This is a genomic window from Streptomyces sp. NPDC060194, from assembly GCF_042728285.1.
Classification (GTDB): Bacteria; Actinomycetota; Actinomycetes; order Streptomycetales; family Streptomycetaceae; genus Streptomyces.
Window position 1 is genome coordinate 19300 of the sequence record NZ_JBHWZH010000054.1, and the last position, 19251, is coordinate 38550.

The window sequence follows — 19251 nt, forward strand, 5'->3', positions numbered from 1 at the left end:
ACAAGGGCCTAGTGGTCGACGAGCCGGTCGTACTGGGTCGTCGTGTGCCGCAGGTGGGCCACCAGTTCGTCGCCCACCTTCGGCTCGGCGGCGTCCGACGGCACGAACAGGATCGAGACCTGCATGTGCGGCGGTTCGGCGAACCAGCGCTGCTTGCCGGCCCAGACGAACGGGGCCAGGTTGCGGTTGACCGTCGCGAGCCCGGAGCGCGCGAGCCCCTTGGCCCGTGGCATCACGCCGTGGAGCGCCTTCGGCGACTCCAGGCCCACTCCGTGGGAGGTCCCGCCGGCTACGACGACGAGCCAACCCTCCCCGGCCGTCTTCTGCTGGCGGTAGCCGAACCGGTCACCCCGGTTCACCGGGGTCACGTCGAGGACGGTGCCCCGGTACTGGGTGGCCTCGTGGTCGCCCAGCCACAGCCGGGTGCCGATCCGGGCCCGGAACCGGGTCTGCGGGAACTGCTGCTGCAGCCGGGCCAGCTCCTCGGCCCTCAGGTGGCTGACGAACATGGTGTGGAGCGGCAGCCGGGCGTTGCGGAGCCGGTCCATCCAGCCGATGACCTCCTCCACCGCGTCCGTTCCGTCGGTCCGGTCCAGCGGCAGGTGGATCGCGAAGCCCTCCAGGCGCACGTCCTCGATGGCCGCGTGCAGCTGCGGCAGGTCCTGCTCGCCGATGCCGTGGCGCTTCATCGAGCTCATCACCTCGACGACGACGCGCGCGCCGACCAGGGCATGCACGCCGTCCACCGAGGAGACCGTGCGCACCACGCGGTCCGGGAGCGGCACCGGCTCCTCGCCGCGCCGGAACGGCGTCAGGACCATCAGGTCGCCGCTGAACCAGTCGCGGATGCGCGCGGCCTCGTAGGTGGTCCCGACGGCCAGGATGTCGGAGCCGAAGCGGGTGGCCTCCTCGGCCAGCCGCTCGTGGCCGAAGCCGTACCCGTTGCCCTTGCAGACCGGCACGATGCCGGGGAACTGGTCGAGAACCTGCTTGTGGTGCGCCCGCCAGCGAGCGGTGTCGACGTAGAGGGTGAGCGCCATGGCCGGTTCGGAACCTTTCTGCGGGGAGGAGTGGGGCGGAGGAGGCGTGCGGTAGGAGCAGTCTGCTCGGTCAGCGGCGGGACATGTAGATGTCGAGCGCCTTGTGGAGCAGCTTGTTGAGGGGGAAGTCCCACTCGCCGAGGTACTCGGCGGCCTCGCCGCCGGTGCCCACCTTGAACTGGATCAGCCCGAAGAGGTGGTCGGTCTCGTCGAGGGAGTCGCTGATGCCGCGCAGGTCGTAGACGGTCGCGCCCAGCGCGTAGGCGTCCTGCAGCATCCGCCACTGCATGGCGTTCGACGGGCGCACCTCGCGGCCGATGTTGTCGGAGGCGCCGTAGGAGTACCAGACGTGCCCGCCGACGACGAGCATGGTAGCCGCCGAGAGGTTGACCCCGTTGTGGCGGGCGAAGTACAGCCGCATGCGGTTGGGGTCCTCGGAGTTCAGGGCCGTCCACATGCGCTGGAAGTAGGAGAGCGGGCGCGGCCGGAAGTGGTCGCGGATCGCGGTGATCTCGTAGAGCCGCTGCCACTCGGCGAGGTCGTCGTAGCCGCCCTGGACGACCTCGACGCCGGCCTTCTCGGCCTTCTTGATGTTGCGGCGCCACAGCTGGTTGAAGCCCTTCTGGACCTCGTCGAGCGAGCGGCCCGCGAGCGGCACCTGGAACACGTAGCGGGGCTGGACGTCGCCGAAGCCGGCGCCGCCGTCCTCGCCCTGCTGCCAGCCCATGCGCCGCAGCCGGTCGGCGACCTCGAAGGCGCGCGGCTCGATGAAGTCGGCCTCCACGTCCCGCAGCCGCTTGACGTCGGGGTCCTGGATGCCCTTCTTGATCGAGGCCGACTCCCAGCGCCGGATGACGACCGGCGGGCCCATCTTCACGGAGAAGGCACCCTGCTGCTTCAGGTGGGCGAGCATGGGCTGGAGCCACTCGTCGAGGTTCGGGGCGTACCAGTTGATGACCGGGCCCTCGGGCAGGTAGGCCAGGTAGCGCTTCACCTTGGGCAGCTGCCGGTACAGCACCAGGCCGGCGCCGACGAGCTCGCCGTGCCGGTCGAACCAGCCCAGGTTCTCCGAGCGCCACTCGGTCTTCACGTCCGCCCACGCCGGGACCTGGCAGTGACTGGCCGACGGCAGGCTCTGGACGAACGCCAGATGCTGCTCACGGCTGATGGTCCTCAGGGTCAGGCTCATTCGGGGCGCTCCTCAGCAGGCGAATCCGCTTCGGCCGAAGCCTACTGCGAGCACGGTGCGAGCCGAGCGGCCGTACGCGACCTGATCTGCCGCTGTACGGCCGCCGAGGGGGAGAAGCCCGGTCCGGACGGGCCCGGGCCGGGGGCGGTCGGCGGCGTCAGAAGAGGCCGCCGTGGGCGAGGCCGAGGCCGAAGCCGACGGCCGAGGCGCCCAGCCCGAGGATCAGGAGGAACCGCTCGCGGGTCGTGGCGGAGATGTACTGCCCGTACCCGCCGGTCGCGATGCCCACGAGGCCGGCCCAGGAACTGAGGTGGTGCAGGTGGTGGAACTGGGCGGTGACCACGGCCACGAGGCCGAGTACCAGGGTGACCGCGACGAGGGTGTCCTGCATCGGGTGGGGCTTGCCGTCGGTGGCGAAGAGCGAGTGGGTGGGGTCGGGACGCACTGCCTGTGCCATGGAGACCTCCTGGTGGACGATGGCGCGCTGTGACGCCGTTCACATCCGCTGCCTACAGACTGCGTCCCCCGGCGGCCGGATTTCAACCGGAAGGCTCGGTGCGGGTACTCTGTACGGTCTGCACCGGTGTCTGCCCTGGCCCTGACCCGAGGCTCCTCGAACGTGGGGCCGATTGTCAGTGGTGGCCGATACCGTTGCACACGCATCACGACCCTCCTGCCACGGAATGACCGTGGCCGCTGAGTCCAAAGGAGGTGGGTTCCACATGCGTCGTTACGAAATGATGGTCATCCTCGACCCCGATCTCGAGGAGCGCGCTGTCTCCCCGCTGATCGAGAACTTCCTCTCCGTCGTCCGTGAGGGCAACGGAAAGGTCGAGAAGGTCGACACCTGGGGCCGCCGTCGTCTCTCGTACGAGATCAAGAAGAAGCCCGAGGGCATCTACTCGGTCATCGACCTGCAGGCCGAGCCTGCGGTCGTCAAGGAGCTCGACCGGCAGATGAACCTGAACGAGTCGGTCCTCCGGACCAAGGTCCTCCGTCCCGAGATGCACTGAGCTTTCCCAGCTCAGAGCCGTTCGGGATTCGAGTAGCAGCAAGCAGCCAGCAGCAACCCGCCGAGAGGTTCCCCCATGGCAGGCGAGACCGTCATCACGATTGTCGGCAATCTTGTCGACGATCCCGAGCTGCGCTTCACCCCTTCCGGTGCGGCGGTCGCGAAGTTCCGTGTCGCGTCCACCCCCCGCATCTTCGACCGGCAGACCAACGAGTGGAAGGACGGCGAAGGCCTGTTCCTCACCTGCTCGGTCTGGCGGCAGGCGGCGGAGAACGTCGCGGAGTCGCTCACGCGAGGCATGCGCGTCATCGTGCAGGGCCGGCTGAAGCAGCGGACGTACGACGACCGTGAGGGCGTCAAGCGGACGGTCTACGAGCTCGACGTCGAAGAGGTCGGCCCCAGCCTCAAGAACGCCACGGCCAAGGTCACCAAGACCTCCGGCCGCGGCGCTCAGGGCGGCCAGGGTGGCGGCGGATACGGCGGCGGCGGCCAGCAGGGCGGCGGCTGGGGTGGAAACTCCGGCGGCGGCCAGCAGGGCGGCGGAGCGCCGTCCGACGACCCGTGGGCGACCGGCGGAGGCAACTCCGGCGGTGGCCAGCAGGGCGGCGGCGGTGGCGGCTGGGGCGGGAACTCCGGTGGAGGCAACTCCGGCGGCGGCTACTCGGACGAGCCCCCCTTCTAGCAGCGGGGCACGTACCCACACTTCTTGATCACACAGGAGAGACACATGGCGAAGCCGCCTGTGCGCAAGCCGAAGAAGAAGGTTTGCGCGTTCTGCAAGGACAAGGTCGCGTACGTCGACTACAAGGACACGAACATGCTGCGGAAGTTCATTTCCGACCGCGGCAAGATCCGTGCCCGTCGCGTGACCGGCAACTGCACGCAGCACCAGCGTGACGTCGCCACGGCCGTCAAGAACAGCCGTGAGATGGCGCTGCTGCCCTACACGTCCACCGCGCGATAAGGGAAGGGTGACCGAACAATGAAGATCATCCTCACCCACGAGGTCTCCGGCCTCGGCACGGCCGGCGACGTCGTCGACGTCAAGGACGGCTACGCCCGCAACTACCTGGTCCCCCGCGGCTTCGCGCTGCGCTGGACCAAGGGTGGCGAGAAGGACGTGGCGCAGATCCGCCGCGCCCGCAAGATCCACGAGATCGCGACCATCGAGCAGGCCAACGAGATCAAGGCCAAGCTCGAGGGCGTGAACGTGCGTCTGGCCGTTCGCTCCGGCGACGCCGGCCGGCTGTTCGGCTCCGTGACCCTGGCCGACGTCGCCTCGGCGATCAAGTCCGCCGGTGGCCCGGACGTCGACAAGCGTCGCATCGAGGTCGGTTCGCCGATCAAGACCCTGGGCTCGCACCAGGTGTCCGTGCGTCTGCACCCCGAGGTGGCCGCCAAGGTCGCCGTCGAGGTCGTCGCCGCCTGAGCGCAGCGCGCCGCAGTGCAGTGAGAAGGGCCGCATCCTCCGGGGTGCGGCCCTTCTCCGATGCCGCGAGATGTTTCACGTGAAACCGGGGGACGTTTCACGTGAAACATCGGCCTGAGGCCTGAGGCCTGAGGTCCCCGGCCGGCCGGGGGTCCGGTCGCTCGCGGGCGGGTCCGGCCCGGGCTCAGCGGACGGCTCCGGTGACGATCCAGCGGCCGGAGCGGGCGCGGATCCACAGGGTCACCAGCCGCACCGCCATCATGAGCGACATCGCCCACCACAGCGCGCCCAGCCCGCCGCCGAGGACCGGCACGAGCAGCGCGACCGGGGTGAAGACGGCGAGCGTGACCAGCATGGCCCAGGCCAGGTACGTGCCGTCCCCCGCGCCCATCAGCACCCCGTCCAGCACGCAGACGACGCCGAACGCCGGCTGTCCGACCGCCACGGCGACCAGGGCCGGGAGCAGTGCGTCGACGACCGAGGCGTCGGTGGTGAAGAGCGGGACGAACAGGGGGCGGGCGGCGATCAGCAGCGTTCCGAGGACCACTCCGGCCACCAGACCCCACTGCACCATCCGGCGGCAGGCGTCCTTGGCGCCCTCCGCGTCCCCGGCACCGAGGTAGCGGCCGATGATCGCCTGTCCGGCGATGGCGATCGCGTCCAGGGACAGGGCGACGAGCATCCACAGGGAGAGCACGATCTGATGGGCCGCCACGTCGGCGTCGCCGAGGCGCGCGGCCACGGCGGTGGCGATCACGAGGATCGCGCGGAGCGAGAGCGTCCTGACGAGCAGGGGCACCCCCGCCTGGGCGCAGGCCCGGATCCCGGCCGCGTCCGGGCGCAGCGAGGCGCCGTGCCGGCGGGCGCCCCGCACCACCACGACAAGGTAGACGGCGGCCATGCCCCACTGGGCCGTGACCGTGCCCCAGGCCGAGCCCGCGACCCCGAGGCCGGCGCCGTACACCAGGCCGATGTTGAGGGCGCCGTTCACGGTGAAGCCGCCGACGGCCACGTAGAGCGGGGTACGCGTGTCCTGGAGGCCGCGGAGCACGCCGGTGGCGGCGAGGACGACCAGCATGGCGGGGATGCCGAGCGCCGAGATGCGCAGGTAGGTGGTGGCGTAGGGCGCGGCGGTGGGCGAGGCGCCGAGCAGGTCGATCAGGCCAGGGGCGGTCGGCAGGACGAACGCGACGACGCCCGCCCCGAGGAACAGGGCGAGCCAGATCCCGTCCATGCCCTGGCGGATCGCGGCCTGGACGTCGCCCGCTCCGACCCGGCGGGCCACGGCCGCCGTGGTGGCGTAGGCGAGGAAGACGAACACGCTGACCGCCGTGGTGAGCAGCGCGGCGGCGACGCTGAAGCCGGCCAGTTGCGGCGTCCCCAGATGCCCGACGACGGCGCTGTCGACCATGACGAACAGGGGTTCCGCGACCAGGGCCCCGAAGGCCGGCAGGGCCAGCGCGACGATCTCGCGGTCGTGCCGGCGCCGAGCGGCCCTGCGGGTCTCCGATGCCTGTGTCATGACCAACAATCTAATCTTCCACAGGTAATGGACGCAACCGGCTCGCAGCCCTTACGAGTGAGGCTCATGGGTGAGCCGGTCGACGCCCTGTGACGCAGACCCGGCCCGGATGGCGAAGTTTTTCTCCTCCCCAGTCGGTGGACGGAGTATTCGCAGTTCAGGTGGGGTGACTAGGGAGTGAGTGAGGTGTTGTCCACACCGCTGTCCCCCGACTCGTGCACAGGTTTCGGCGAGTAATCCACAGCAACGGCGGAGTTGCCCACAGGCCCTGTGGATAACCAGATTGGCTGACGCCTCGCAGCGCCCTACCGTGGACCGGCGCGCGACCGGTTTTCACCCCCTCGGAACCCGCACAAAACGATTCTCCGCGAAGCGGAGTCGGACGGCTCTTTTGTCAGTGCCGTGCCGTAGACAAGAGGCATGGCGAGGTCCGCGCGGCGGACGGAAGGAGGTGGCCCGGTGAGCATCTCGGAGCCCTTGGACGATCCGTGGGCGGGCGCCGGACCGGGCGACCAGCTGCCCGTCTCCCGGCAGCGACGCGGCGACCACAACGGGAGCGGCGCCAAGGGGCGCGGCCAGGGACGCGACGACCAGCACGAGCGCGGCCACGACAGCGGCTGGGAGGGTGCCTCGGCCTTCGAGCGGGTTCCTCCGCAGGACCTCGACGCGGAGCAGTCGGTGCTCGGCGGCATGCTGCTCTCCAAGGACGCCATCGCGGACGTGGTGGAGGTCCTCAAGGGTCACGACTTCTACCGGCCGGCCCACGAGACCGTCTTCCAGGCGATCCTCGACCTGTACGCCAAGGGCGAGCCGGCCGACCCCATCACGGTCGCCGCCGAGCTGACCCGGCGAGGCGAGATCACCAAGGTGGGCGGCGCGCCGTACCTGCACACGCTGGTGCAGTCCGTACCCACCGCCGCGAACGCCGAGTACTACGCCGAGATCGTCCACGAGCAGGCCGTGCTGCGCCGCCTCGTCGAGGCGGGCACCCGGATCACGCAGATGGGATACGCGGCCGACGGCGACGTCGACGAGATCGTGAACTCCGCCCAGGCCGAGATCTACGCCGTCACCGAGCAGCGCACCAGCGAGGACTACCTCCCCCTCGGCGACATCATGGAGGGCGCGCTCGACGAGATCGAGGCGATCGGCTCCCGCTCCGGCGAGATGACGGGCGTCCCCACCGGGTTCTCCGACTTCGACTCGCTCACCAACGGCCTGCACCCCGGCCAGATGATCGTCATCGCCGCCCGCCCCGCCATGGGCAAGTCGACCCTCGCGCTGGACTTCGCGCGGGCCGCGTCGATCAAGGCCAACCTGCCCAGCGTCTTCTTCTCGCTCGAGATGGGCCGCAACGAGATCGCGATGCGCCTGCTCTCCGCCGAGGCGCGCGTCGCGCTGCACCACATGCGCACGGGGACGATGACGGACGAGGACTGGACGCGCCTCGCCCGCCGGATGCCCGACGTGTCGCAGGCGCCGCTCTACATCGACGACTCGCCCAACCTGTCGATGATGGAGATCCGCGCCAAGTGCCGGCGGCTCAAGCAGCGCAACGACCTCAAGCTGGTCGTCATCGACTACCTGCAGCTGATGCAGTCCGGTGGCTCGAAGCGGGCCGAGAGCCGGCAGCAGGAGGTCTCGGACATGTCCCGGAACCTGAAGCTCCTGGCCAAGGAGATCGAGGTGCCGGTGATCGCGCTCTCCCAGCTGAACCGTGGCCCCGAGCAGCGCACCGACAAGAAGCCCATGGTCTCGGACCTCCGCGAGTCCGGCTCCATCGAGCAGGACGCCGACATGGTGATCCTGCTGCACCGCGAGGACGCCTACGAGAAGGAGTCCCCGCGCGCCGGTGAGGCGGACCTGATCGTGGCGAAGCACCGAAACGGCCCCACGGCCACGATCACGGTCGCCTTCCAGGGCCACTACTCCCGCTTCGTCGACATGGCGCAGACCTGACCCGGACCCGTCCGGACCTCTGCCGCGCCGTCGCGGACCGCGTCAGGCGACCGCGATGCCGTCGAGTTCGACCAGCTGGCCGGGGACGGCCAGCCGCGTCACGCCGAGCATCGTGGTCGTCGGCGCGACCCCGGCCGCGCCGAGGCGCGCCGCCAGGACCCCGTAGTGCCGCAGGAGCAGGTCCACGTCGGTCGTGTACACGTTGAGCCGGACCAGGTTCGGCAGGGCCATGCCGGCCTCGCGGAGCACGGCCTCGAGGTTGTCGGCGCTCAGCGCCAGCTGGGCCGCCAGATCACCGTCGTGCTGCGGCTTCCCGTCCTCGCTCATCGCGGTCTGCCCGGAGATGTGGAGGGTGCGCGTCTGCCCGGAGACGACCTCGCCCTGGTGGAAGCCCAGCTCCGTCGACCACGGCACCGGATTGACGGCAGTACGTTCGATCGCCACGACAACTCCGTTCTGTTGGTGAGCAGTTGGTGTCCGCCGGTCCGTTACCGCCCGGCCTCGACCTCGTGGCGGTGAGCCTTCCAGGCAAACACGACACCCTTGGTCATGTATCTCGCTAGGGTTCGCGGATGCGTGCCGACCGGCTGGTGTCCCTGGTGCTGCTGCTCCGCCAACGCGGCCGGATGACGGCCGGGACGCTGGCCCGCGAGCTCGAGGTGTCCCCGCGCACGGTGCTGCGCGACATCGAGGCGCTGTCCGCGGCCGGAGTCCCGGTCCACTCGGAACGCGGCCGGCACGGAGGCTTCGCGCTGCTGCCAGGGTTCCGCACCGAGCTCACCGGCCTGAACCACGACGAGGCCCTGGCGCTGCTCACCGCCGGATCGGGCCGCGGGGAGCAGGTGTTCGGTCTCGGCTCGGCCCTCGCCTCCGCGATGCGCAAGGTGGTCGACGCCCTGCCCGAGACCCACCGCGCCACCGCGAGCGACGCGACCCGGCGCTTCCTCGTCGATCCCGAGACCGATCTGCTCTCCCGCCGGAAGCCCGGCGAGGAGGTACCGCGGGGCGTGCTGAGGGAGGTCCGGCGGGCGGTGCTCGCCGGACGCAAGCTGCGCGTCCACTACGAGGCCGCCGGGCAGTCGCCGCAGTGGCGCACCGTGGACCCCATCGGCCTGGTGACCGTCCGGGACCGGGCCTATCTGCTGGCCACCAGGGAGGGCGAGGACCGGACCTACCGGCTGTCCAGGGTCCTGGCCGCCGAGCAGCTCCCGCAACCGGCCCAGCGGCCGGTCCAGGTCGACCTGGACCGCGTCTGGCGGGAGCGCTCGGCGCGCTTCCTCGCCGGCGGGGACCACCTCGCCGTACTGGTCCTGCTGCACCCCGGACGCCGGGAGGAACTGCTGGACACCGCGCTGGCCGTGCGCGCCGAACAGCCCGAGGACGACGGCCGGCTGCGGCTCGAGGTGACGTTCCAGGACGTCAGGCACGCCGTGTGGGCGATGTGGCAGCTCGGCACCGACGCGGAGGCGCTGGCCCCGCCGTCGCTCCGGGCCGCCCTGCGCGCCCGCGCGGCGGAGATGGCGACCCGCTACGCGCCCTGAGTCCGCCCGTCCGCCGTCACAGCTGGAGCTTGAAGCCGAGATGGGAGCCCGTGAACCCGAGGCGCTCGTAGAAGCGGTGGGCGTCGGTGCGGGTGGCGTCGGAGGTGAGCTGCACCAACTGGCAGCCCTGACGGCGGGATGCGTCGACCGCCCAGGTGATGAGCTGGGTTCCCAGCCCGCTGCCGCGCTCGTCCGCGTGGATGCGCACGGCCTCGATGATCGACCGGGTCGCGCCCCGGCGGGAGAGGCCGGGAACGATCGTGAGCTGCAGTGTGCCGACGACGCGTCCGTCGCGGACGGCGACCACCAGGTGCTGGTTGGGGTCGGCCGTCAGGCGCTCCAGGGCGGACTCGTAGGGCGCGAGGTCGTCCGGGGACTCCCGGGTGGCGCCCAGGGGGTCGTCGGCGAGCAGGGCGACGATCGTGGGGAGGTCGGCGGGGTCTGCGGGGCGTATCACAAGATCGGTCATGCCCCGCAGACTAGGTGAGGTCGACGTGGGGGTGCCGAGCCGCTAACCGGCGGCGACCGTCAGGGGAGCGAAGCGTCGGGTCCAGTCGCCCGGGAGGTCCGGGGCGCCGTGGTTCATCACCGCGTTGTAGGTGAGGTGCGCGAGCCCGCGCGCCTTCAGCCAGTGCAGCAGCTCCTCGTGACGGACGTCGACGTCCGTGCGCAGGGGCCGGTCCGACGCCTGGGCCAGCGAGGTGATCAGTGCCTGGGCGGTCAGGGTGTCGCGGGCGATGAGCGGACCGATGACGTGGGTGTCCATGTTGGGCCAGATCGCGCCGAATCCGACGAGGTCGCCGCCGGCCTCCGCCACCCTCAGGTGGTCGGCGAAGGCGGGCAGCCGCGTGACGAGGTGCGTGCGATCGGCTCCGAAGACCTCGTGGTCCAGCCGCAGGATCGAGGTGAGGTCCTCGGCCGTCGCCGGGCGGACCGAGACACCCGCGGCCCTCACGGCCGATGTTTCACGTGAAACATCGGCGGGGGACGGCGGGACGAACCTGCCGCGCACCATCTCCGCCCGGCCCGTGGTCTTGAAGCCGAGCTCCTCGTACAGCGGCTGTCCGTACGGCGTCGCGTGCAGCGTGACGGGAATCGTGCCCGCCTCTTCGAGCACGTGCCGCGTCAGGCGGCGGCCGATGCCCTGGCGGGCGTGCCGTTCGGCCACGAGAACCATGCCGAGGGCGGTCAGTCCAGGCTCGTAGCGGGTGAGGACGCATGCGGCGGCGAGGCCGCCCTGCGGGTCGTCGATGCCGTACCCGGTCCCGGCTGACAGGAGCAGACCCCACTTGTGCTCCTCGCGGGGCCACCCTCTGTTCTCCGAGAGGTCGGCGCACGCGGTGAGGTCCATGCGGGTCAGGCGGCGGATGGGCGATGAGGCGGCGGGAGAGGTTGTCGGCACGCAGGCCAGGCTTTCCGACGGAAGGGGGCCGCGTCCACCTGTTTCGCGCGTGAGGCGCGGTGCTTTCGGCCACGTCGCTCGTCGTACCCCCGAGGGGACGGATGTTTCACGTGAAACATGCACGGCGTCGCGCGGGCATGAGGAGCCGAGCCTAGTGCGGGACCGGGGGGAGGGAGCCTGACTTGCCACTCTTCGCGTGGGCTCGGCCGTCGACTGCCATGCTGCGACGACGCGAGAGACGTTCGAGGCGAGGTACGGCATGGACGCTCCGACCGGCACGTCCGGCGATGCCGGCATATCCGGGGGTGGCCGGCACCCGGCAGCGGCCGGCCCCGGCCATGGCGTCGCCCCGCCCGGCCCCGGCCACGGCGTCGCCCCGCCCGGCGGGCATCCCACAGCGGGTCCTCCCCGCACGCCGTCGCGGGATGCCGTGATCGTTCAGCGCACGATGGCCGAGATCGCGCCCGTCGCCGACAAGGTCACCTCGTACTTCTACGCCCTGCTCTTCACCCGCGCACCGGCGCTCAGGCCGCTGTTCCCGGCGGCGATGGACGTGCAGCGCGACCGGCTCCTGAGGGCGCTGCTGACCGCCGCGGAGAACGTGGACGACGCCGGAACGCTGACGGCCTACCTGCGGGACCTGGGCCGCGGGCACCGCAAGTACGGCACCCGGCCGGAGCACTACCCGCTCGTGGGCGAGTGCCTGCTCGGCTCGATCGCGTACTACGCCCGCGCCGTCTGGGGTCCCGAGGTGGAGGCCGCCTGGGTGCGGACGTACACGACGATCGCGCAGATCATGATCGACGTGGCGGCGGAGGACGAGCTCTCGTCGCCGCCCTGGTGGTTCGCGGAGGTCGTGTCGCACGACCAACGAACCCCGGACGTCGCTGTCATCACGGTGCGGCCCCAGCAGCCCTATCCCTTCCTGGCGGGGCAGTACGCGAGCGTCGAGACGCCGTGGTGGCCGCGGGTGTGGCGGCACTACTCCTTCGCGTCGGCGCCCCGGGCCGACGGGCTGCTCTCCTTCCACGTGAAGGCGGTACCGGCCGGCTGGGTCTCCAACGCGCTGGTGCACCGCGCCCGCCCCGGGGACGTGATCCGGCTGGGGCCGCCCGCGGGCTCGATGACCGTCGACCACACCACGGACAGCGGTCTGCTCTGCCTGGGCGGGGGCACCGGGATCGCACCGATCAAGGCCCTGGTCGAGGACGTCGTCGTGCACGGCGAGCGGCGGTCGGTGGAGGTGTTCTACGGCGCGCGCAGCGACTTCGACCTCTACGACATGGACACCATGCGGCGGTTGCAGCGCTCCCACCCGTGGCTCGCGGTGCGGACGGTGGTGTCCGACGGCGGACGCGGCCTGCTGCCCGAGGCGGTGCGGGCGTACGGCCCCTGGGTGGAGTACGACGCCTACCTGTCCGGGCCGCCGGGGATGATCCGCAGCGGGGTGGACGTCCTGCGGCGCGCGGGCATCCCGGCGGAGCGGATCCGGCACGACGCGGTGGAGGAGCTCGTGACCGCGGTCAGGTGACGGCTCCCGTGTCCCGTACCGGCTCCCCGGATCAGCCCAGATCCGGCGCGTGCATCGCGCGGACGCCCTCGATGTTGCCGTCCAGGTAGTGCCGCAGGGACAGCGGCACCAGGTGGACCGAGGCGATGCCGACCCGGGTGAAGGGGATGCGGACGATCTCGTAGTCGCCGACGCCCTCCTCGATCTCGGGGCCGTGCCGCCGCGAGAGGTCCATGGAGTCGAGCCGGCAGACGAAGAAGTGCTGCACCTTCACACCGGGGGCCCCGGTGGACGTGATGTGCTCGACGGTGTCGACGAAGCACGGCACGACGTCGAGGACCTTCGCCCCGAGCTCCTCGTCCACCTCGCGGTGCAGGGCCGCCACGACCGTGGCGTCCTCCGGCTCGACGCCGCCGCCGGGGGTGACCCAGTACGGGTCGGTCCCGGGCTTCGTGCGCTTGATCAGGATCAGGTCGTCGCCGTCGAGCAGGACGGCGCGTGCGGTGCGCTTGACCACAGGTCGGACGGTCATGGGGGGAATGTGGCCCCCGTGACGGCTCGCGAAACGCTTTCAGCACCAACGGGCCGCAGCGCGCAGCAGCCGGTCGTGCGCCCGCGCGATGTGCGGAACGGCGAGTGTGCCGGTGCGCACGGCCATGAAGTAGGTACGCAGCGGGGGCACCGGCGGATCGAGGAGGGTGACGACGGTCCGTGCGCGCAGCGCCTCCTCGCACAGGTAGCGCGGCAGCACGGCCAGTCCGGCGCCGGCCTCCGCGCAGGCGAGCACGGCGCGGAGGTCGGGTGCGATGACGGTCCCGGACGCGGCCGGCCGGGTGTCGAACACCGCCGCCCAGTAGCGCGAGATCAGGGGGAGCGATTCGTGGACCTCGACGACGGGGAGGTTCTCCAGGATGACCGCCCCCGACGTGCCCGAGCGGCTGTGCAGGTCGGCTCCGATGCGGGCCGCCCAGCGGGGCGCGGCGACCAGGATGTGCTCCTCGTCGCAGAGCGGGGTCGGGGTGAAGAGGGTGCCTCTGGGGCGGGCGGTGGTCAGGGCGAGGTCGTGGTGGCCGGCGGCGAGCCCGTCGAGGACCTCCTCGGCGGTCCCGAAGGAGACCCGCACGTCGAGGCCCTGGCCGGTGAGCTCGGCCAGCACCGGCAGCGCCCGCAGGGTGGTGAACTCCGGGGGCCCGGCGAGGTGGAGCGTGCGGATCGCCGTTCCCGCCTGCTCGTCGAGCCGGCTCTCGGTGATCTCGACCAGGGCGTCGAGGTGGGGCGCCGCCTTGTGCGCGAGTTCGTCGCCGACGGTCGTGGGCGTGACACCGCGCGCCTGGCGCAGGAAGAGCGGGCGGCCGAGCTGCCGCTCCAGGGTGCGTATCTGCGAGGTGACGGCGGGCTGGGAGAGGCCGAGGAGGGCTGCCGCGCGGGTGAACGAGCCCGCGCGGTGCACGGTGACGAAGGTGCGGAGCAGAGCCAGGTCCATGCGGCGTTCCCCCGGGGCCGGCGCGCCGGTGCGCGGTGCGTGCCGGGGCGTCCGCCCGGCCGTTCCGGCACCATCCCGCAGATCTATAAATATGTCGATAGGTCGCTGGCGCTCGCGTGATTGGACACTGACGCAGAGTCAACTAGCCTTGTGCGAGCGGTTCTCGGTGCACGGAACCGGGGACGGCCCGAGCCAGGAGGGGGGAGGTTCGGGCCGTCCGACTTACGTAGCGGAGCCGGTCAGGCGGACGCGGCGTCCAGGGCGCGCAGGACGTCCGCGATCAGGTCGGCGGGGTCCTCGGCACCCACGGAGAAGCGGACGAAGCCCTCCGCCACCGCGTCCCCGCCCCAGCGGCCGCGCCGCTCCGCGGTCGAGCGGACGCCGCCGAAACTCGTCGCGTCGTCGACGAGGCGCAGCGACTCCAGGAAGCGGTCCGCGCGCCCGCGGTCCGCGAGTTCGAACGACACCACGCAGCCGAAGCGCCGCATCTGGCGCGCGGCGACGGTGTGCGAGGGGTCGTCGGGCAGGCCGGGGTAGCGCAGCCCGCTGATCTCCGGGCGCTCGGCGAGCGCCCGGGCGAGCGCGAGCGCGGTGGAGTTCTGCCGCTCCACCCGCAGGCCGAGGGTGGCCAGCGAGCGGTGGGCCAGCCAGGCCTCCATGGGACCGGGGACCGCCCCGACGATCTTGCGCCAGCGTCGTACGCCGGCCATCAGCTCGGCGTCCCGGCCCGTGACGTAGCCGAGGAGGACGTCGCCGTGGCCGGTGAGCTGCTTGGTTCCGGAGGCGACGGAGAAGTCCGCGCCGAGGTCGAGCGGCCGCTGCCCCATCGGGGTGGCGAGCGTGTTGTCCACGGCCACCAGCGCGCCCCGGTCGTGGGCCGCCTCGGCCAGCCGGCGGATGTCGCAGACGTCCAGGCCGGGGTTGGACGGCGTCTCGATCCACAGCATCCGGGCGCCCTCGAGCACGTCGAGCTGCGCGTCCCCGCCGGTGGGGGCGGTGCGCACGGTCACGCCGAACGCGGCGAGCTGCTGGTGCAGCAGGGGAAGGGCCTGGTAGCCGTCGTCGGGGAAGACGACGGTGTCCCCCGCACCCAGCTGGGAGAGCGCGACGGCGGAGATCGCGGCCATCCCCGAGGCGAAGACCACCGTCTCCGCGCCTCCGCCCGGTGCCTCCAGTTCGCCGATGGCCCGTTCGAGCAGGGTCCAGGTGGGGTTCTCGTCCCGGCCGTAGGTGTAGGCGCCGGTGGGTTCGCCCGGCAGGTGGTAGTGGGCGGCGAAGACCGGACCGGGCAGCGTCGGCTCGTGCTTCACCGGTTCGGGGAGACCGGCCCGCAGGGCGCGGGTGCCGTCCTGCCAGTCGGGCGGGGTGTCCTCGGTCACGGGGCTTCAGCTCCTGTCGTCGGCGAGCATGACGTTCATCGCCCAGGACACGATGCTGATGATCAGACCGCCGAGCACGGCCGTCCAGAATCCGTGCACGTGGAAGCTGAGGTCGAGCACGTCGGAGAGCCACGAGGTCAGCAGCAGCATCAGGGCGTTGACCACCAGTGTGAACAGCCCCAGGGTGAGCACGAACAGCGGGAGGGACAGGAGCCGCACGACCGGTTTGACGATCGCGTTGACCACGCCGAAGACCAGGGCCACGAGGAGCAGGGTGAGGGCCTTGCCGCCGGTGGAGCCACCGGTGAGGGTGATGTCGTCGAGCAGCCAGACGGCCACGGCGAGTGCCACGGCGTTGGCGACCGTCCTGACGAGGAATTTCATCATGGGCCCGATCGTTGCAGACATGATCGGCGGCGGGCCGACGGCACGGAGCGCAAAGGGCGGATCAGGGGAATGAAGGCATTTCGGCTGGACGATCTGGAGAGCGAGCGCGTCGCCAACGAGGGGGCGTACCTGCAGTTCCTCCGCGAGCGGAACATGTCCGTGGGCCTCTACGCGCTGGACGCGGGGCAGACCGATCCTCAAGCGCCGCACCGGCAGGACGAGGTGTACGTCGTCGTCAGCGGGCGGGCCCAGATCACCGTGGGCGAGGAGACCACCGTCGTGGCGCGCGGGAGCGTGGTCTACGTGCCCGCCGGCGTGAGCCACAGGTTCCACCACATCAGCGAGGACCTGCGGGTCCTCGTGGTCTTCTCGCCCCCGGAGGGATGACGTACCCAGGGTCGGGACCCCGGATTCCCTAGGGGGCGGATCAGGGACGGACGGGGGTCCGGCGGGCCCCGCGACGCCCGCGGAGCTCCTAGCATCGAAGCAGAGAGACGGAAGTCGGCTCGGTACGGGGCAAGGGGCCCGGTACGGGCGTGACGGACGGGACGAGGACGGGACGATGGCTGTGCAGGACATACTCGCGGGCATGCCGTGGTGGGTGAAGTGGGTGGCCGTGCCGGCCATCGCGCTCTTCGTCTTCGGCGGGGTCATCCTCGCCGTGCTCGGGTTCCTGGCCAACCTGCTCTTCAAGCTCGTGCTCTTCGTGGCACTGGTCGGCGGGCTGATCTGGGTGGTCGGGAAGTTCCGGGGCGGATCGGAGTCCCGCCGGGACTGGTGACCGCAGCCGGGGATGCTGCCGGGAGGGGGGTCCCTGCGGTGCCACGACCGGTGGACCCTACCCACTTTCTCCGCTTCCACCGCCGCCGCCCCGCTTTTTCCGGCGGGCTTGCACCAAGCAGATGAAGTACGCCGGGCAATCGAGTGGAGGCCCGGACAAGCAGCAACGGACCCGGCCCTCGGCGCGTTGTCTGGGCATACCTGAAACTCACTCCTTGTGATCCTTCAGCATGCTCAGCAGGTAGTCGCCAAGAGGGCCGGGGCGTTCACCCCCGGCCGACGCACCATGATCGTGGGGTAGTCGTCGATGCGCGAGTCCGTCCAGGCAGAGGTCATGATGAGCTTTGTCGTCTCCGAAGAGCTGTCCTTCCGGATCCCGGTGGAGCTGCGCTACGAGTCCCGTGATCCGTACGCGGTGCGGCTCACCTTCCACCTCCCCGGCGACGCCCCCGTCACCTGGGCTTTCGGCCGCGAGCTGCTCATCGACGGCATCAACGCCCCCTGCGGGGACGGGGACGTGCACATCGCGCCCAGCGACCCCGAGCTGCTGGCCGACATCCTGATCCGGCTGCAGGTCGGTGCCGAGCAGGCGCTGTTCCGTACCAGAGCCGCCCCGGTCGTTGCCTTCCTCGACCGCACCGACCGGCTGGTCCCGCTCGGCCAGGAAGGGACGTTCGCCGACCTCGACAGCCACCTCGACGACGCGCTCGGGCGGATCCTCACCGAGGAGCAGAGCGCCGGCTGACCCGCCCCCCGGGTCAGGTCCGGCGGCGCCGCCCGCGCCCGCCCTTGGACCGCCCCGGCGCCGGCTGACCGCCGGCCGGGACCGGGGCCGCCCCGGGCCTGTCCGCCGAGACCACCAAGGCCGCAAGCGCCGTGGTGACCGGCACCGACGCCACCAGACCGATCGAGCCGATGAGGGTCCGTACGATCTCCTCGGCCACCAGTTCGCTGTTGGCCACGGTGCCCACCCCCGACCGGGCGACGGTGAAGAGCAGCAGCAGCGGGAGTGCGGCGCCGGCGTAGGCGAGGACCAGGGTGTTGACCACGGAGGCGATGTGGTCGCGGCCGATCCTGATGCCCGCCCGGTACAGCCTGCGGGCACTCATCGTCGGATCGGCCTGGTGCAGCTCCCAGACCGCGGAGGTCTGGGTCACGGTGACGTCGTCCAGGACGCCGAGCGAACCGATGATGACCCCGGCGAGGAGCAGACCGCTCATGTCGATCTCCGGGTACAGGCCGTGGATCAGCCCGGTGTTGTCGTCGGTGTTCCCCGTGAGCCGAGCCCAGCCGATGAAGAGCGAACCGAGCGCCCCGATCAGCAGCAGCGAGATCAGGGTCCCCAGCACCGCCACCGACGTGCGGGCCGTCAGCCCGTGGCACGCGTACAGCGCGATCAGCGGAGCCTGCCGACGACCACCACGGCGATCGCGAAGATCCCGGCGAGCACGGCCAGCGGGATCTTCCGGTCGACGTCGGTGACCGAGTACTGCAACTCCGCCGGAGCGTCCGGGGCGTAGGCGACGACGACCTTCTGGCCCGCATCGAACTGGCGGGTGGCGTCGGGCTGCACGACCTCGACGAAGGTGCGGCCCGCGTCCTTGCCCGAGGTCACCTCGATCGTCGCCCGCTTGCACTCGCCCGACTGCTGCTCGGCGGCGGACCGGCCCTCGGGGGTCGAGGTGTCCCCGTTCGACGGCACCTGGGAGACGTTGACCTCCTTGCAGTCCACCGCCTCGACCTTCGTGACCCGGCCCTGCTCCGTCTGCCGGTCGAAGCCGACACCGGTCCGCTCGTGGGCGGGGGTACCGCCGGGCCAGAGCACCAGCAGACCGACGGCGACGGCCGCCGCGAAGGGGATCAGCACGGCGGCGATCACCTTGCGCAGGTGCTTCGAGACGGGTGCGGCGGGGCCGTGGCTGTGCACGTGGACGTGGGCGGGCGGATGCTCCGGCGGTGGCGGCGTGTGCGGCTGCGGGTTCGTCACCGACCGATCATCGCAAGAACGGCAGAGGCCCTCTGTTCAGCTCGCCGGGCCCGGCGTTAGCGTAGAGCCACGTCTTTCAACACGCGGGAGCTCGGAGCACCGGGCTGAGAGGGCGCTGACCAGCGGGATCGCTGCAGCTGCGCCGACCGCCGAACCTGTTACCGGGTAATGCCGGCGTAGGGAGATAGGTCTCATGACCGTTCAGGACACACGCACGCCTGCCTCCGGCGGGGACGCGCGCAAGCCGGGCTGGCACAAGGGGTACGTCCACGGCTCGCGCCCCGACATCCGGGTGCCGGTCCGTCAGGTGCACCTCACCAACGGCCAGGACGTGACGTTGTACGACACGTCAGGCCCGTACACCGACCCGTCCGTCGAGACGGACGTCCGCCGGGGGCTCACCCCGCTGCGGGAGAACTGGATCATCGCCCGGGGGGACACCGAGGAGTACGCGGGCCGGCCGGTCCGCCCCGAGGACGACGGCATCAAGCACACGTCGCCGCGCGGCGGCCTCCGCAACCTCGACGCCGTCTTCCCCGGGCGTCCGCGTCAGCCGCGCCGCGGCAGGGACGGTCAGGCCGTGACCCAACTCGCGTACGCCAGGCGCGGCGAGATCACCCCGGAGATGGAG

Annotated in this window: 21 protein-coding genes, 2 pseudogenes and 1 riboswitch; of the genes and pseudogenes, 11 read left to right on the plus strand and 12 right to left on the minus strand. The window is 71.3% G+C overall.

Features of this window, described 5'->3' with window-relative positions:
• Positions 1-8 precede the first annotated feature (8 nt).
• From ACFWEG_RS14535 to ACFWEG_RS14545, 3 genes are all read right to left on the minus strand, one after another.
• Positions 9-1040: an alanine racemase gene (locus tag ACFWEG_RS14535; protein ID WP_387214113.1), complete on the minus strand. Its 1032-nt coding sequence runs from the start codon at positions 1038-1040 to the stop codon at positions 9-11.
• Positions 1041-1110: 70 nt separating this feature from the next.
• The gene (locus ACFWEG_RS14540; RefSeq protein ID WP_387214116.1) at positions 1111-2229 is read right to left on the minus strand and encodes a lipid II:glycine glycyltransferase FemX; all 1119 of its coding nucleotides are present in this window, start codon (positions 2227-2229) and stop codon (positions 1111-1113) included.
• A gap of 157 nt (positions 2230-2386) precedes the next feature.
• A complete protein-coding gene (locus tag ACFWEG_RS14545; protein ID WP_387214119.1) occupies positions 2387-2686 on the minus strand; it encodes a hypothetical protein in 300 nt (99 codons plus the stop codon).
• Positions 2687-2951: 265 nt separating this feature from the next.
• Between ACFWEG_RS14545 and rpsF the strand changes: the two genes are divergently transcribed.
• The 4 genes from rpsF to rplI all read left to right on the plus strand — a co-directional run bounded on the left by rpsF (position 2952) and on the right by rplI (position 4670).
• Positions 2952-3242 carry a 30S ribosomal protein S6 gene (rpsF, locus tag ACFWEG_RS14550; RefSeq protein ID WP_387214122.1) on the plus strand — a complete coding sequence of 97 codons (291 nt, stop codon included), beginning with the start codon at positions 2952-2954 and terminating at the stop codon, positions 3240-3242.
• Positions 3243-3317: 75 nt separating this feature from the next.
• A complete protein-coding gene (locus tag ACFWEG_RS14555) occupies positions 3318-3923 on the plus strand; it encodes a single-stranded DNA-binding protein (protein WP_387214125.1) in 606 nt (201 codons plus the stop codon).
• Positions 3924-3968: 45 nt separating this feature from the next.
• A complete protein-coding gene (gene rpsR / locus ACFWEG_RS14560; protein WP_128983236.1) occupies positions 3969-4205 on the plus strand; it encodes a 30S ribosomal protein S18 in 237 nt (78 codons plus the stop codon).
• Positions 4206-4223: 18 nt separating this feature from the next.
• A complete protein-coding gene (gene rplI, locus ACFWEG_RS14565) occupies positions 4224-4670 on the plus strand; it encodes a 50S ribosomal protein L9 (RefSeq protein WP_387214128.1) in 447 nt (148 codons plus the stop codon).
• Between the two features lie 184 nt (positions 4671-4854).
• On the opposite strand, the gene ACFWEG_RS14570 is transcribed toward rplI, so the two are convergent.
• Positions 4855-6192, minus strand: a complete 1338-nt coding sequence (locus ACFWEG_RS14570; RefSeq protein ID WP_387214131.1) for an MATE family efflux transporter — start codon at positions 6190-6192, stop codon at positions 4855-4857.
• Between the two features lie 459 nt (positions 6193-6651).
• Here ACFWEG_RS14570 and dnaB point away from each other — a divergent pair, with 459 nt between their 5' ends.
• Positions 6652-8151: a replicative DNA helicase gene (gene dnaB, locus ACFWEG_RS14575; protein ID WP_387214134.1), complete on the plus strand. Its 1500-nt coding sequence runs from the start codon at positions 6652-6654 to the stop codon at positions 8149-8151.
• A 42-nt stretch (positions 8152-8193) separates the two neighbouring features.
• Here dnaB and ACFWEG_RS14580 read toward each other — a convergent pair whose 3' ends face one another.
• Entirely contained in the window at positions 8194-8589 is a 396-nt protein-coding gene (locus ACFWEG_RS14580; protein WP_387214163.1) for a RidA family protein, read from the minus strand.
• 134 nt (positions 8590-8723) lie between these two features.
• Here ACFWEG_RS14580 and ACFWEG_RS14585 point away from each other — a divergent pair, with 134 nt between their 5' ends.
• Positions 8724-9692, plus strand: coding sequence for a helix-turn-helix transcriptional regulator (locus ACFWEG_RS14585; protein WP_387214137.1), 969 nt, complete (start codon positions 8724-8726; stop codon positions 9690-9692).
• A gap of 16 nt (positions 9693-9708) precedes the next feature.
• Here the strand turns inward: ACFWEG_RS14585 and ACFWEG_RS14590 are convergent, their stop codons facing one another.
• Entirely contained in the window at positions 9709-10161 is a 453-nt protein-coding gene (locus ACFWEG_RS14590) for a GNAT family N-acetyltransferase (RefSeq protein ID WP_387214140.1), read from the minus strand.
• A 42-nt stretch (positions 10162-10203) separates the two neighbouring features.
• The gene (locus ACFWEG_RS14595; RefSeq protein ID WP_387214166.1) at positions 10204-11043 is read right to left on the minus strand and encodes a GNAT family N-acetyltransferase; all 840 of its coding nucleotides are present in this window, start codon (positions 11041-11043) and stop codon (positions 10204-10206) included.
• Between the two features lie 310 nt (positions 11044-11353).
• Here ACFWEG_RS14595 and ACFWEG_RS14600 point away from each other — a divergent pair, with 310 nt between their 5' ends.
• On the plus strand, positions 11354-12625 hold the full coding sequence (locus ACFWEG_RS14600) for a globin domain-containing protein (protein WP_387214143.1): 1272 nt from the start codon (positions 11354-11356) through the stop codon (positions 12623-12625).
• A gap of 31 nt (positions 12626-12656) precedes the next feature.
• On the opposite strand, the gene ACFWEG_RS14605 is transcribed toward ACFWEG_RS14600, so the two are convergent.
• From ACFWEG_RS14605 to ACFWEG_RS14620, 4 genes are all read right to left on the minus strand, one after another.
• Positions 12657-13136: an NUDIX domain-containing protein gene (locus ACFWEG_RS14605; protein WP_387214146.1), complete on the minus strand. Its 480-nt coding sequence runs from the start codon at positions 13134-13136 to the stop codon at positions 12657-12659.
• A 39-nt stretch (positions 13137-13175) separates the two neighbouring features.
• A complete protein-coding gene (locus tag ACFWEG_RS14610) occupies positions 13176-14087 on the minus strand; it encodes a LysR family transcriptional regulator (RefSeq protein ID WP_387214149.1) in 912 nt (303 codons plus the stop codon).
• Positions 14088-14326: 239 nt separating this feature from the next.
• Positions 14327-15466, minus strand: coding sequence for a cystathionine gamma-lyase (locus ACFWEG_RS14615; protein ID WP_387214152.1), 1140 nt, complete (start codon positions 15464-15466; stop codon positions 14327-14329).
• 6 nt (positions 15467-15472) lie between these two features.
• Entirely contained in the window at positions 15473-15853 is a 381-nt protein-coding gene (locus ACFWEG_RS14620) for a phage holin family protein (protein WP_387214155.1), read from the minus strand.
• 69 nt (positions 15854-15922) lie between these two features.
• Between ACFWEG_RS14620 and ACFWEG_RS14625 the strand changes: the two genes are divergently transcribed.
• The 3 genes from ACFWEG_RS14625 (at position 15923) to ACFWEG_RS14635 (ending at position 17378) form a co-directional block, all read left to right on the plus strand.
• Entirely contained in the window at positions 15923-16240 is a 318-nt protein-coding gene (locus tag ACFWEG_RS14625; protein WP_387214157.1) for a cupin domain-containing protein, read from the plus strand.
• A gap of 181 nt (positions 16241-16421) precedes the next feature.
• Positions 16422-16634 carry a DUF5326 family protein gene (locus tag ACFWEG_RS14630; protein WP_387214169.1) on the plus strand — a complete coding sequence of 71 codons (213 nt, stop codon included), beginning with the start codon at positions 16422-16424 and terminating at the stop codon, positions 16632-16634.
• 306 nt (positions 16635-16940) lie between these two features.
• Entirely contained in the window at positions 16941-17378 is a 438-nt protein-coding gene (locus ACFWEG_RS14635; protein ID WP_387214160.1) for an SsgA family sporulation/cell division regulator, read from the plus strand.
• Positions 17379-17391: 13 nt separating this feature from the next.
• On the opposite strand, the pseudogene ACFWEG_RS14640 reads toward ACFWEG_RS14635, so the two are convergent.
• Positions 17392-18620: pseudogene (locus tag ACFWEG_RS14640) on the minus strand (YibE/F family protein).
• 72 nt (positions 18621-18692) lie between these two features.
• Positions 18693-18820: riboswitch (TPP riboswitch) on the plus strand.
• Here ACFWEG_RS14640 and ACFWEG_RS14645 point away from each other — a divergent pair.
• A pseudogene (locus tag ACFWEG_RS14645) lies at positions 18814-19251 on the plus strand (phosphomethylpyrimidine synthase ThiC); the annotation flags it as partial. It overlaps the preceding riboswitch by 7 nt.